Origin of the sequence: Photobacterium sp. WH24, assembly GCF_019204055.1 — a bacterium.
Taxonomy (GTDB): Bacteria; Pseudomonadota; Gammaproteobacteria; order Enterobacterales; family Vibrionaceae; genus Photobacterium; species Photobacterium arenosum.
Window position 1 is genome coordinate 42,531 of the sequence record NZ_JAGSOZ010000008.1, and the last position, 12,377, is coordinate 54,907.

Consider the following 12,377-nt stretch of genomic DNA (forward strand, 5'->3'; position numbering starts at 1 on the left):
ACTATGGGATCAAATCCTGTATTTCGCAACTTTTGCAGCAATTTTCGGATAAATTTTCCTGACAAGTATCCGCTTTTCACAGGCAGCCCAAACGACTGGCAAACCGCTCAATAACAGTCAGCAAGCAGCATCCTTTTTTCACTATATAGTGTAGAATCCTCCGCTTAACTTCAGGGTCAACACCTGCTAGCAGGACAGAAAAAGAGGAGAAATTGTGGCACTCGGCAAAGCATTTATTCAGGTCCCCACCGCCCAGGCAGCTCTGGCGTTAGCCATTACAGGCACCGGGCTTGCCTGGTCACTGTTTTATCCTGAATTCGGTATCCATGTCCGCTCTGTTTGTGCGCTGATCGGCGCCTGCCTGCTCATTCCTGTGGTGATGAAATACCTGCTCAATCCCAAGCTGTTCTTTTCAGATTTGCACCATCCGCTGTACGGCAGCCTGATGGCGCCTATGTCGATGACAATGCTGGTGCTGGCCGATTATCTGGCAGGTGTTCACCCTGCCAGCGCCCGTATTCTGTGGTATCCGGCACTGGTATTGCACCTCACCATGATGATGTTGTTTTTCAGTTTTCAGATTAATAAATTCCGCATGATACATTTGTATCCGAGCTGGTTCCTTTATCCCGTTGGCGCTATCAGTGGCACGCTGGCAGGCTCACAACTCGGTCACGCTGAGTTTTCCATTTTTATGACCAATGTCTGTGTGGCAATTTACTTCTTTATGCTGCCCGTGGTGCTGTACCGCTTGTGCTTTGCCGGTCGCCTGCCCCGGGTCGCTCGCCCCACTCTGACCATTATGGCCGCCCCGGTGAACCTGTCGCTGACGGCGTACCTGACGAATCTGGCAAGCCCCGATCCTATTCTTACCGGTGCGCTGGCAGGCATTGGCATCACGATGACGATCTTCGTCTACCTGTGCTATATCGACATCCTCAAATACAGGTTCCAGCCTTCTATGGCAGCGATTACCTTTCCTTCGGTGATCAGCGCCGTGGCTATGCACCGACTGACAGAGTGGCTGCCGGATGATCATGCGTTGTCAAAATACCTCAACCTGGCAGGCGTGATCGAAATCAGCGTCGCGACCCTGCTGATGTGCTGGGTTGGTGCTAACTATGCGCTGTATTACTGGAATTCCTATTTCAGAGAGCCATCAAAAGCCAGCCACTAAACGCGTAAAGGCCCATAATGGGCCTTGTTTTTAAACGTAAGCTACTGTTTTAACTTGACTAAAACTAGTGTGCGTCCACATTGTGGCCACGGGTTTTAATATGACTGCTTTTGGATTAGGCCCTGGGGATCGTCACTCCCCAAGCAAAAAAACGTTTAGGTAATCCCTTAAAGTCCTCGCTGCTTTCAGCGTGTCAGGAACAGCTTCGGGATTGAGGATTGGCGTTACCACGACTTACGACGGGAAGATGCAAGCCACTTGTTTGAGAGGGGCTACAGTATTGAGGATATGGCACAGGTGACAGCACCGAAACCTGAACGTTTCTGGATCTTATTGCAGAAAAGCTCTGTCTCTCTCGAAGACTATTGCGAAGCAAATTCACTGACGCTGAACGCCACCGATCTTGCCGATATCGCTGCTCTGGATCGCGGTCATCGTGTGGCTAATCCGGATTGTTCTCCTGAGCGGGACTGATAGCTCCAGCTGCCAGCGCTTTGGGCAGCCGGACGGTAAAGCGGCTGCCTTTGCCCGGCGCTGAATCCAGTGTGATATGTCCCTGCAAGGTCTTAACCATAGCCGATACGAACGGCAAACCCAGACCGTAGCCGGGCTGATGACGGCTCGCTTCAACCCGGTACAGGCGCTGGAAAATCAGGCTCTGATGCGCTGGTGCAATCCCGATCCCCTGATCCCGGACACTGAACCACACCGCATCATCCTCTTCGCCGCACAGCAGAGTGATTTCACCGCCAGGCTGACTGTATTTCAGACTGTTATCCAGCAAGTTAACGGCGATTTGTGTCAGGCGTTTAGGATCGGACTGCAGTAGCACTGGCTGAAGGGCCGACGCATTCAGCGTCATACCGGCATCTTCGGCCACTTCCTCATACCAGGCGGCGACTTCGGCCAGTAACGATGCCAGATTAACCGACGCCAACTGGCAGGGATGACGGCCGACCTGCTCATCATGAATACGCATCAGGGTAGTGAGCATCTGACTGGCTTTCTGTGCTGATTCCGCACAGTCTGATAACGCGGCGGCCAGTTTATGTTGTGACTGCTCACTCTCCTGTTTGCCGCTGTGTTCGCTGAGCGCGGCTTCTGTGGTCAGTATGATACGGGATAGCGGTGTTCTGACATCATGAGCAATCGCATCCACGGTATTATCCATTCCCCGGACGGCCTCCTTCAGGCGATTCATCACCTGTTGCACGCTCCGGCTGAGCTGCCCGAACTGCCCTTTGGCTTCAGGAGGCGGCAGATCAGTATCCAGCATGGCATCCAAAGAGCCGTTGCTGATCTGATCCACGCTTTTGGCCAGATTATGCAAAGGCAAGAGTGTGCGACTCAGTAACTGCCAGACCACCAGTGACATCACAGCAACCATAACAGCCAGCGCCACAATCAGCCAACTGCCCTGCCTGAGTAACTGACTGCGCCGCGGGCCACCATCCATCACCAGCCAGTAGCGGGCCGGTTTACCGCTGAGTTCAAGAGTAAGATAAGGGGCATCACTGAATAAGTGATACCACAAACGATTCGCTAACCGGTAGGCCGAGGGCCCGTCTGGCAATACTGTCAGCTCTGCGCCGCTGACCCATTCAAGCTGACCCGTAATCGTCTCTTTTGATACACTGACGGCGTTTTCAATCAGTCGGTTGGGATTACTGACCACCACGTGCTCGAATTTAGTATCTGACTCAAAAGTGAGGATGCGCTGGTATTCCTGCCCGTACGATTCGAGCAGCTTCCTTTCCTGATAATCCAGCTGACAAGTCAGCACCAGCGCCATCACAGTCACTATCAGCAAAAAGCAGACCAACAATGTCAGCAAAAAACGGCGGAACAGTGCACGCTGGGCACCACGTGTAGCCTGTTCAGCCCTGATGTCTGAGCACATAACCCACTCCGCGAATTGTGTGCAGCAGCGGCGTCGCATAGCCTTTGTCGATTTTTCTGCGCAGACGGCAGATAAGTACATCCACCACATTGGTCTGCGGGTCGAACTGAAAGCCCCAGACCTGCTCCAGAATCACGGTTTTTGATAGCACCCGCCCCGGCTGGGTCATCAGCAATTTCAGCAAAGAAAACTCCCTGGGTTTCAATGCAATCAGCACGCCGTCCCGCCGGGCTTCCCGCGACAATAAGTCCAGCGTCAGCCCCTGATAACTGAGGACATCCGTACCTGAAGCCGCGCTCTGACGCCTGAGCAAAGTCTGACAGCGAGCCGCCAGCTCGGCAAACGCGAATGGCTTGACCAGATAATCATCGGCACCGGACTGTAACCCCAGCACCCGTTCATCGACCGAATGGCGGGCACTGAGAATAAGCACCGGGGTTGAATGCCCTTCGCCCCGTAATTGCCGCAAAATCGCCATGCCATCCATGACGGGCAGCATCAAATCAAGAATGATCAAATCATAACTTTCCTGGCTGGCAAGCTGATACCCCAGCTTGCCATCGGCGCACACTGTGACCTGAAAATCCAGCTCTTCCAGCCCCTGCCGTACAAACTCACGAATAGAGGGTTCGTCTTCTATCACCAAGATATGCATGCTTATTCCTGAGTGCGCCCGTGTTAGCCAAACCACAGATAATACCATGACGGATCATGGCCTGATGATTACAGTTTGGTAATCTTCGGGCAAGTCTGCGGCAATTGAGACCCAGTAAAGTAGCGTCATTCCCCCATCCCATCAAAGGATATGACATGAAAACTCTCGCACCTCAGCTTTGTCTGGCATTCTCTGTCTTCGCCGCGTCTGCATCCGCAGCAACCACAGTTACCGAGACCCAGCTTGCGTCCGGCACCGCTTTTGAACTGGCACAAGCCGCTGTTGCGCAGTGCGCCAAAGATAACTATGCCGTCACTGCCACTGTGGTTGACCGATCAGGCCGGGTACTGGCACAACTGCGCCAGAATAATGCCGGACCGCACACCCTGGACAGCTCGCGCAAGAAAGCCTTCACTGCGGTCAGCATGAAGCAACCGACGGCGAACCTGATGACGCTGGTGAACGATAAGCCGCTGATGGCACCGCTGAAAGACATGGATGACAATTTACTGTTCCTGGCTGGCGGCCTGCCCGTTAATGTCAATAATCAGGTCGTCGCAGCCATTGGAGTAGGTGGCGCGCCTGGTGGTCATCTGGATGTAGCCTGCGCCGAAGCGGCGATCAAAGCTGTACTCAAATAATCACAGCAACAAGCCCTACCGATAACGATTTACCTCTGACAATAACCGGTTCATCTGGCCGGTTATTGTCACTTTTATCCGTCTCCAGACCAGAAATGCTAATTTATGAAGCCACCACCACACGGCCATTCAGCGGCTGCACAGGACGGTTATTGCTGTGCTTCATGATTTTCATCAGCTCGGTTATCTGACTGGCCGATAGTGACTGAGGCGCTTTCATCACCAGCCAGCGCACCCCTTCCGAGCAGGGCGGTGTGGTCAGCGAGCCGCTGAAGCGATAATAATCCTGTTGTGCGGGAAGAAGCTGGCTGGCATCGACTGGCTGTTTCAGCGCCGCCGTTGCCCCAACCTGTGCCGGAATGTGCGGCCAGATCGAAGCCAGTGCGTGATTGGCGTTGCCTTCTTTAAACATCACCGCAATCACAGCCAGGCTGCCGTTTTTATCAGCATGGACAAAATGCCCTTCCAACGGAAAAGACTCACCCCGGATCAGATTTTCACTGGGGGTGTGAAAGTGAAACTGCTTCAGCTCAAACGGCTCGCCATCAAGCGTGATATAGCTGCCGGTCTGATAATTGACCTGCACTGTGTGACCTTCATTGATTACACTGGCACCAGAAGGCCGGTAACTGATTTCCAGCGGCGCTAGGGCGCCTGCAACGGCAGCGGTTACATCAATCGGGGACTGATTTTTGCCAGTGGCACAGACCTTAAATTCAGGATCCAGTGTCGACCAATGCTTGGGGCCATCGTGCCCGCTATAGCTCCAGTGTGGATTCTCAGCTGCGAGAACCGAACCGGCCTGAAGTGCTGCAATCAAACATGACATAGTTAAAACAAGGTGCTTTTTCATTTTCTCTCCAAACTTTCATCAAAAAAACAAACGTCAGACGATGAACCACGGCCGACATGTCCGGTGTCAGCCAGATAACGTTCAACCACCCTCAAAGGCGGTACATGATAAAAGCGAAGAAAAAAACACATTGTCATAAAAGCGTCATAATGCATCCATTTTCATATCTGCATCGACAAACCTGATTGCAATAACTTTTGTTACATTAAAATGTGAACAGTTTGTCTCATTTCATCTAATCAGTGGATTGAAAATCGCCCTCAAGCCAGGCTAGTCCACCAGCTCGATGCCCAAGCTTTCCAGCAGATGTAACGCTTCAAAACGGGAGAATTTGGCACCTTCAACCTGATTGTCGAGCACGTGAATGTTGTAATGGGTGGATTCAGTGAAATCGACCCGTCGTAAATCGGAACGCATAAACAGGCTGTGGGTAAAATCGCAGAAGGTCATGACAGAGTCTTTATAGTCGCCTTCCCTGAAGTCGACATCGTGCAGCTTGCAATCGTCCAGCCTGAGCTCATTCAATGTCAGGCCGAAAAAGGAAGCGTCATTGAGAATGCATTTCCGGAACCGCAATTCATGATCGATATTAAACGAGGGCCAGTTGGCCTGTGTCCAGTCGATACCTACCAGTTTGCATTCCAGAAAACTAACGTCGAAAAAACGTGTGTGCGGGATCTTCAGCAAACTCAGGTTACATTGATGAAACTGGCAATTGATGAACTTACAGTTTTTGAATACGGCTTCGGTAAAATTACAGTCGTTGAATTCGCAGTCTTCAAATTCAACGTCTGCAAACTCATATAAAGAAAGCGACAGCTTATCGAAGGTTTGATTGTAGTACTGCTCATCATTATCGATGTGTTTCACGGGTATATCCTTGGTTATCGTTATACTTCTTCATCTGGCAGAAAATGCGGATTCCACACCACTTCCCACACATGCTGGTCCGGATCCTGAAAATAGCCGGCGTAGCCGCCCCAGAAAGTATCCTGCGCGGTTTTGATCACAGTGGCACCGGCAGATTCAGCTTGTTTCATGACACTGTCGACCTCAGCTTTCGAACCGACATTGTGCCCCAGCGTAAACCCTGTGGGTGAAGACTCTGACTGAGGCAAGCCGGTATCCTGTGCGATACTGCTGCGCGGCCAGAGCGCCAGCCTGAGCCCCGACTGCAAATCGAAAAAGGCTACCGCACCGTGCTCAAATTCCTGGCCGACAATGCCGTCTGTGTGTAAGCCCAGACCATCCTGGTAAAAACTGACCGCTTGTTCCAGATCATCCACACCGAGTGTCAGGACACTGATTCGGGGTTTCATACTCTGTGCTCCTTATTTGACTCTGTCTGCTTGCTCTGTTTTGTTTGTTCTATCTGCTTTACCTCAATCAGCGAGGCTAACAGATTCCTTATCAATCTGCTCAGGCAGACGTTGAAAATATGAATGCCATGTGCCGTGCGGTGTTTCTCTGTCTTTCGTTTTCAACACTGATGTCAGACAAAAAAGCCCGCTCTGGCGCAGACCAGTGCGGGCAAAACAGCTCAAGTGAGCCTTCCCCAAAAAATCAGATGATGCGTTGCTGGGATTGCGCGTCGAAAAACACCGCTTTTGACAGATCGATGTGGAAAGGCATGGTTTCGCCGACCTTAGCCTCATAGTCCGGTGAAATGCGGCACGCCACTTCCTGACCGTTCATGGTGACCATGGCAATGGTGTCCGGGCCTGTCGGTTCCAGCACATCCACCGTCAGCGGCAGCGTGGTACAGCCCTCGCCTTCCACCAGCTGCTCAGTGATGTTTTCCGGACGCAGCCCGATCACAATCGACTGGCCATCGCGTTCACGCAGCGCGGCGGGCAGGGCAAGCAGGTGCGGCTCTCCCGCCACTGTCACGCTAGCAACCGGCTTGTTCTGGGCGTCGAGCTCCACTTTGGCCTGAATAAAATTCATTGACGGCGAGCCCATAAAACCGGCGACAAACATGTTATTGGGCTGGTTGTAGATTTCTTTAGGGGTGCCCAGTTGCTGCAGTTCGCCGTCTTTCATCACCGCAATGCGATCGGCCAGGGTCATGGCTTCTATCTGATCGTGGGTCACATACACTATGGTGGTGCCCAGTTGCTGATGCAGACGTTTGATCTGGGTGCGCATTTCAACCCGCAGCTTGGCGTCCAGGTTCGACAACGGCTCATCGAACAGATACAGCTTAGGCTGACGCGCCAGTGCCCGCCCCATCGCCACACGCTGGCGCTGGCCGCCTGACAGTTGCGCCGGTTTGCGATCCAGCAGGTGATCAATCTGCAGCATAGCGGCGACCCGATCCACTTCCTGCGCAATTCTGGCTTTGTCCAGCTTGCGGATTTTGAGACCAAAAGCGATGTTGTCCCGCACCGTCATATTGGGATACAGGGCATAAGACTGGAACACCATGGCGATATCGCGGTCTTTCGGTTCCACCTGAGCGACATCAACACCATCAATCAGAATCTCGCCGGAGGAGATATCTTCCAGCCCGGCAATGGTATTCATCAGGGTGGATTTGCCGCAGCCGGAAGGGCCAACCAGGATCAGGAATTCACCGGAATCAATGCTGATATCAATCCCTTTCAAGGTCTCAATCTCGGCGTTGCGGTACGTTTTACGAATCTGTTTTAAAGCGAGTGTAGCCATGCTTGTTATCCTTTCACTGATCCCGCGGTCAGACCGCGGACAAAATACTTCCCTGCCAGCACGTACACCAGAAGCGTTGGCAATGCGGCAATAATGGCGGCGGCCATGTCGACGTTGTACTCTTTCACCCCGGTGCTGGTATTGACCAGGTTATTGAGCGCCACCGTGATCGGCTGGGTTTCCGCCCCCGAATACACCACGCCGAACAGGAAATCGTTCCAGATGGCGGTGAACTGCCAGATCACTGTCACCATGAAGATAGGCGTCGACAGCGGCAGCAGAATACGGAAGAAAATAGTAAAGAAACCGGCTCCGTCCAGCTTGGCGGCTTTAACCAGCTCATCGGGTACGCCAACGTAAAAGTTACGGAAAAACAGTGTGGTAAACGCCAGACCGTAAATCACGTGCACCGTCACCAGACCGGCGGTGGTGTTGGCCAGCCCCAGCATGCCCAGCAAGGCAGCCATGGGTAACAAAATGACCTGAAACGGAATAAAGCAGCCGAACAGCAGCAAGCTGAAAAACAGCTGAGAGCCGCGAAAACGCCACTTGCTGATCACATAGCCATTAAAGGCCCCCAGCAGGGTTGAAATCGCCACCGCCGGGATCACCATCTGGAAAGAATTCCAGAAATAGCCTTTGATACCGTCGCAGCTCACGCCGGTACAGGCACCGGACCAGGCTTTATGCCAGGCATAGCCCACCCACTCCTGCGGCAAGGACATCAGATTGCCGCTTTTAATATCGGGCAGGGTTTTGAACGAGGTAATGACCATCACAAACAGCGGCATCAGGTACACGACGCAGAAAAAGAGCAGTCCGCTGTAAATCGCCATCCGGCCCAGAGTGAAATGCTTATTCATTATTTCTTCTCCCGCAATTCGGAATAGAGATAAGGCACCAGAATGGCCAGCACGCCCGCCAGCATCATGATGGCACTCGCCGCACCCAGACCCACCTGTCCACGGGTAAAGGAGTGCGCGTACATAAAGAGCGCAGGCAAATCGGAGGAATAGCCCGGACCACCTGCGGTGAGCGCGGTGACCAGATCAAAGCTCTTAATGGCAATGTGCGAAGTGATAATCACGGCACTGAAAAAGACCGGACGCAGGCACGGCAGGACAATTTTCCAGTAAATGACAGGCATGCTGGCGCCGTCGATCTGGGCCGCTTTGATGATCGATGAATCGATACCGCGCAGCCCCGCCAGGAACATCGCCATGACAAACCCCGACGACTGCCACACCGCGGCGATCACCAGGGTGTAAATCGACATGTCCTGATCCACCAGCCAGTTGAATTCAAAGCCGGTAAATCCCCAGTCATGCATCAGTTTTTCGATCCCCAGGCCGGGGTTCAGAATCCACTTCCAGGCCGTACCGGTCACAATGAAGGACAGCGCCATGGGATAGAGATAAATCGTCCGGATTGCGCCTTCCTGGCGGATATTCTGATCCAGCAAAATCGCCAGACCAACCCCCAGCACAATCGCAATCAGCATAAACATCAGGCCAAAAATACCAAGATTGGTCACCGAGGTGATCCAGCGGTCGTTGTCCATCAGCTTTTCGTATTGCATCAGACCGGCAAAATTAAAGCTGGGCAGAAAGCGCGAGTTGGTCAGCGACAAATAAAATGTCCAAAACATAAAGCCATAAATACAGATCACAGTGACCAGCATGGTCGGCGCCAGCACGATTTTCGGCAGCCATTTCTGTAATCTGTCCGCCAGGCTGGGCCGGGCCGCTTTCTGTTTGGTGAGCGACAAGGTTTGCTCCATAGTGCGTCCTTGATTCTGGTTGCGTCTCAATGATCACCTCTCAGGCACACGCGTGCCCCGGCATGAATCGTCATATTCATTTGCCGCAGAGGTAAAAAAGCATAGGTGAACCGGCGGGCTGAGCTCCCAGCCCGCCGACAGGGTTACATGGCTGCTTTTACTGCACGAGCCAGCTGTTGCGCGGCTTGTTTAGGATCGGCAGATGTATCGTTGAAGAAGTTGGTCACCACGTCGTAGACCGCACCCTGCACATAGCTGGTCGTGGCCAGGCCATGGGCCATACTTGGGACCAGATCGCCCGTTTGCGCCGAGGCTTTGAAGGTGGCCATTGAATCCAGCGCACACTTGTCGAACTTGTCCATGTTCATGTCCAGACGCACAGGGATCGAGCCTTTATTGAGGTTAAACACTTCCTGGAAGTCTTTATTCAAAATGGTTTTGGCCAGATGTTTCTGGGCCTCTTCGTTGTCTTTGTTGCTCAGTTTGAAGAAGGCAAAGCTGTCAATGTTGAAGGTAAACTGGTTTGCTGTGCCCGGCGCGGGTGCGCAGATGTAATCTTTGCCCGGCTGTTTACCGGCCGCGGCAAATTCACCTTTCGCCCAGTCGCCCATGATCTGCATGGCAGCCTCGCCATTGATCACCATAGAGGTGGCGATATTCCAGTCACGACCCGGCGAGTTATCGTCAATGTAGTCATGCATACGCTGGAAAGTCGCGAAGGTTTCGACCATTTTCGGACCGGACAGCACGTCCATATCAAGATCAACGAACGCTTTGTTATAGTCCTGCGAACCTAATACATCCAGCGCGATAGCTTCAAACAGGGTCGCGTCCTGCCAAGGCTGGCCGCCGTGCGCCAGAGGAATAAAGCCTGCGGCTTTTATCTTCTCGGCCGCGGCAAAAAACTCGTCCATGTTGGCAGGCACTGTCGCACCGGCTTTCTTGAACACTTCTGGGTTAGCCCACAGCCAGTTCACCCGGTGCACGTTCACCGGCACAGCCACGTAGTCGCCGTTATATTTCATGACTTTAGTCACCACCGCTGGCAGCACCTTATCCCATTGACCGGCTTCTGCCACATCATCCAGTGAAGTCAGAAAGCCCAGATCGCCCCACTCCTGAATGTCATGACCTTTGATTTGCGCCGCAGACGGCGGGTTGCCCGACACCGCACGGGTTTTCAGTACTGTCATCGCACTTTCACCGCCGCCACCGGCCACAGCGAAGTCTTTCCAGCTGTCGCCCTGCTTTTCCAGCATTTGCTTGAGCACAGCGGCCGATTTGGCCTCACCGCCCGATGTCCACCAGTGCAGCACTTCCACTTCACCGGCATTCGCCACGGAACTGGCTGCCGCGAATGTCATAGCGATCAGCGATTTTTTCAGAGTAAAGGTACGTTGCTTTGTCATTATTATGCTCTTCCTTGTTTATAAGGGTGATGACTGGCGTGTAGGGTACAGATCGCCAGTTGGTTAGAGTCTACCCAAGCAAGAAAAGCGCACTGTAACAAAAGGAAACCCGAACGTAACACACGCGTAACATTTAGTTGTGTTTGATTATTTATCAGGGGGTTAGGGTGTTAAATAGATGCTAAAAAGTGTGATGTCAGTAAGGGGGATACGTGAACGTTTTCAGCCAGGCTGCAGGTATGTCGCGCATGAGATCGGTGTATCTCTCGGCATTGTGTGACGCGCGCCAGTTACTCTTTGCTGGCACAAACAGTAACCAGAAATGCCTTTTTGTTCTTTGGCTTGGGCCGGGACGATTGTAGGCGCTCCCGGCGCCGACAACCTAAAAATTCGTCCTGAATTTTTCCCTGCTGTTGTGTCACCAATACACATGCTCAAGCCGTCATTCCCGCGACAGGCGGGAATCCATACAGCGAGTAGATTTCTAAGGCTGGGTAAAGTATGTCGCGCTTAAGTCTGGTGCATCTCTCGGCATTGTGTGACGCGCGCCAGTTACTCTTTGCTGGCACAAACAGTAACCAGAAATGCCTTTTTGTTCTTTGCTGTGGGCCGGGACGGTTGTAGGCGCTCCCGGCGCCGACAACCTAAAAATTCGTCCTGAATTTTTCCCTAATTTTGTATCATCCTTGTGCATTGTCACGCCGTCATTCCCGCGTCAGGCGGGAATCCATACAGCGAGTGCGATTTTTAAGGCTAGGTGAGTATGTCGCGCTTGAGTTCAGTGTATCTCTCGGCATTGTGTGATGCGCGCCAGGTACTCTTTGCTGGCACGAAGAGTACCCAGAAATGCCTTTTTGTTCTTTGCTGTGATCCGGGACGGTTGTAGGCGCTCCCGGCGCCGACAACCTAAAAATTCGTCCTGAATTTTTCCCTAATTTTGTACCATCAATGTACATTCTCAAGCCGTCATTCCCGCGTCAGGCGGGAATCCATACAGCGAGTAGATTTCTAAGGCTGGATAAAGTATGTCGCGCTTAAGTCTGGTGCATTTCTCGGCATTGTGTGACGCGCGCCAGACACTCTTTGTCGGGCCAAAGAGTGCCCAGAAAAGCCCTTTGGGTTCTTTGCTGTTGTCCGGGCCGGTTGTAGATGCTCCCGGCGCCGACAACCTAAAAATTCGTCCTGAATTTTTCCCTGTGGTTGTGCTACCAATGTACATTCTCAAGCCGTCATACCCGAAAAAGGAGAAGTGGGCAATTGGGTCATAGATAAACGTAATAAGTAAATTTTATTTT

At 52.5% G+C, this 12,377-nt stretch carries 12 protein-coding genes and 1 pseudogene; 4 read left to right on the plus strand and 9 right to left on the minus strand.

The window, feature by feature from the left end; all coding sequences use genetic code 11:
• Nucleotides 1-211: 211 nt before the first annotated feature.
• Both KCG43_RS11390 and KCG43_RS11395 read left to right on the plus strand, forming a co-directional pair.
• Entirely contained in the window at nt 212-1,177 is a 966-nt protein-coding gene (locus KCG43_RS11390; protein ID WP_218385176.1) for a TDT family transporter, read from the plus strand.
• 183 nt (nt 1,178-1,360) lie between these two features.
• Nucleotides 1,361-1,562 (plus strand): annotated as a pseudogene (locus tag KCG43_RS11395) (hypothetical protein); the annotation flags it as partial.
• A gap of 57 nt (nt 1,563-1,619) precedes the next feature.
• Here the strand turns inward: KCG43_RS11395 and KCG43_RS11400 are convergent.
• Both KCG43_RS11400 and KCG43_RS11405 read right to left on the minus strand, forming a co-directional pair.
• The gene (locus KCG43_RS11400) at nt 1,620-3,077 is read right to left on the minus strand and encodes a sensor histidine kinase KdpD (protein ID WP_218384937.1); all 1,458 of its coding nucleotides are present in this window, start codon (nt 3,075-3,077) and stop codon (nt 1,620-1,622) included.
• Complete coding sequence (locus KCG43_RS11405) at nt 3,055-3,732, minus strand: response regulator transcription factor (RefSeq protein WP_218384940.1); 678 nt, start codon at nt 3,730-3,732, stop codon at nt 3,055-3,057. Before KCG43_RS11405 ends, KCG43_RS11400 begins: the two co-directional genes overlap by 23 nt.
• A gap of 155 nt (nt 3,733-3,887) precedes the next feature.
• Between KCG43_RS11405 and KCG43_RS11410 the strand changes: the two genes are divergently transcribed.
• Entirely contained in the window at nt 3,888-4,373 is a 486-nt protein-coding gene (locus KCG43_RS11410) for a heme-binding protein (protein ID WP_192017239.1), read from the plus strand.
• A 103-nt stretch (nt 4,374-4,476) separates the two neighbouring features.
• Here the strand turns inward: KCG43_RS11410 and KCG43_RS11415 are convergent, their stop codons facing one another.
• The 7 genes from KCG43_RS11415 to KCG43_RS11445 all read right to left on the minus strand — a co-directional run bounded on the left by KCG43_RS11415 (nt 4,477) and on the right by KCG43_RS11445 (nt 11,037).
• The gene (locus tag KCG43_RS11415; RefSeq protein ID WP_218384941.1) at nt 4,477-5,226 is read right to left on the minus strand and encodes a carbonic anhydrase; all 750 of its coding nucleotides are present in this window, start codon (nt 5,224-5,226) and stop codon (nt 4,477-4,479) included.
• Nucleotides 5,227-5,496: 270 nt separating this feature from the next.
• Nucleotides 5,497-6,096, minus strand: coding sequence for a pentapeptide repeat-containing protein (locus tag KCG43_RS11420; protein ID WP_192017241.1), 600 nt, complete (start codon nt 6,094-6,096; stop codon nt 5,497-5,499).
• A gap of 20 nt (nt 6,097-6,116) precedes the next feature.
• Entirely contained in the window at nt 6,117-6,545 is a 429-nt protein-coding gene (locus KCG43_RS11425) for a VOC family protein (protein ID WP_218384942.1), read from the minus strand.
• Nucleotides 6,546-6,789: 244 nt separating this feature from the next.
• Nucleotides 6,790-7,893 (minus strand): ABC transporter ATP-binding protein, encoded by a 1,104-nt coding sequence (locus KCG43_RS11430; RefSeq protein WP_218384943.1) that lies wholly within the window; start codon nt 7,891-7,893, stop codon nt 6,790-6,792.
• A gap of 5 nt (nt 7,894-7,898) precedes the next feature.
• Nucleotides 7,899-8,756 (minus strand): carbohydrate ABC transporter permease, encoded by an 858-nt coding sequence (locus tag KCG43_RS11435; protein WP_161458743.1) that lies wholly within the window; start codon nt 8,754-8,756, stop codon nt 7,899-7,901.
• On the minus strand, nt 8,756-9,673 hold the full coding sequence (locus tag KCG43_RS11440) for a carbohydrate ABC transporter permease (protein ID WP_218384944.1): 918 nt from the start codon (nt 9,671-9,673) through the stop codon (nt 8,756-8,758). Before KCG43_RS11440 ends, KCG43_RS11435 begins: the two co-directional genes overlap by 1 nt.
• Before the next feature lie 143 nt (nt 9,674-9,816).
• Nucleotides 9,817-11,037 carry an ABC transporter substrate-binding protein gene (locus tag KCG43_RS11445; protein ID WP_370630686.1) on the minus strand — a complete coding sequence of 407 codons (1,221 nt, stop codon included), beginning with the start codon at nt 11,035-11,037 and terminating at the stop codon, nt 9,817-9,819.
• 1,070 nt (nt 11,038-12,107) lie between these two features.
• Here KCG43_RS11445 and KCG43_RS11450 point away from each other — a divergent pair.
• Entirely contained in the window at nt 12,108-12,350 is a 243-nt protein-coding gene (locus KCG43_RS11450) for a hypothetical protein (RefSeq protein ID WP_218384946.1), read from the plus strand.
• Nucleotides 12,351-12,377: the final 27 nt, after the last annotated feature.

Excerpts from the sequence above, each read along its gene's own strand:
- KCG43_RS11400 (WP_218384937.1), bottom strand. The coding sequence starts at position 3,077 with ATGTGCTCAGACATCAGGGCTGAACAGGCTACACGTGGTGCCCAGCGT.
- KCG43_RS11405 (WP_218384940.1), bottom strand. The coding sequence starts at position 3,732 with ATGCATATCTTGGTGATAGAAGACGAACCCTCTATTCGTGAGTTTGTA.
- KCG43_RS11410 (WP_192017239.1), top strand. The coding sequence starts at position 3,888 with ATGAAAACTCTCGCACCTCAGCTTTGTCTGGCATTCTCTGTCTTCGCC.
- KCG43_RS11415 (WP_218384941.1), bottom strand. The coding sequence starts at position 5,226 with ATGAAAAAGCACCTTGTTTTAACTATGTCATGTTTGATTGCAGCACTT.
- KCG43_RS11425 (WP_218384942.1), bottom strand. The coding sequence starts at position 6,545 with ATGAAACCCCGAATCAGTGTCCTGACACTCGGTGTGGATGATCTGGAA.
- KCG43_RS11430 (WP_218384943.1), bottom strand. The coding sequence starts at position 7,893 with ATGGCTACACTCGCTTTAAAACAGATTCGTAAAACGTACCGCAACGCC.
- KCG43_RS11435 (WP_161458743.1), bottom strand. The coding sequence starts at position 8,756 with ATGAATAAGCATTTCACTCTGGGCCGGATGGCGATTTACAGCGGACTG.
- KCG43_RS11440 (WP_218384944.1), bottom strand. The coding sequence starts at position 9,673 with ATGGAGCAAACCTTGTCGCTCACCAAACAGAAAGCGGCCCGGCCCAGC.
- KCG43_RS11445 (WP_370630686.1), bottom strand. The coding sequence starts at position 11,037 with ATGACATTCGCGGCAGCCAGTTCCGTGGCGAATGCCGGTGAAGTGGAA.
- KCG43_RS11450 (WP_218384946.1), top strand. The coding sequence starts at position 12,108 with ATGTCGCGCTTAAGTCTGGTGCATTTCTCGGCATTGTGTGACGCGCGC.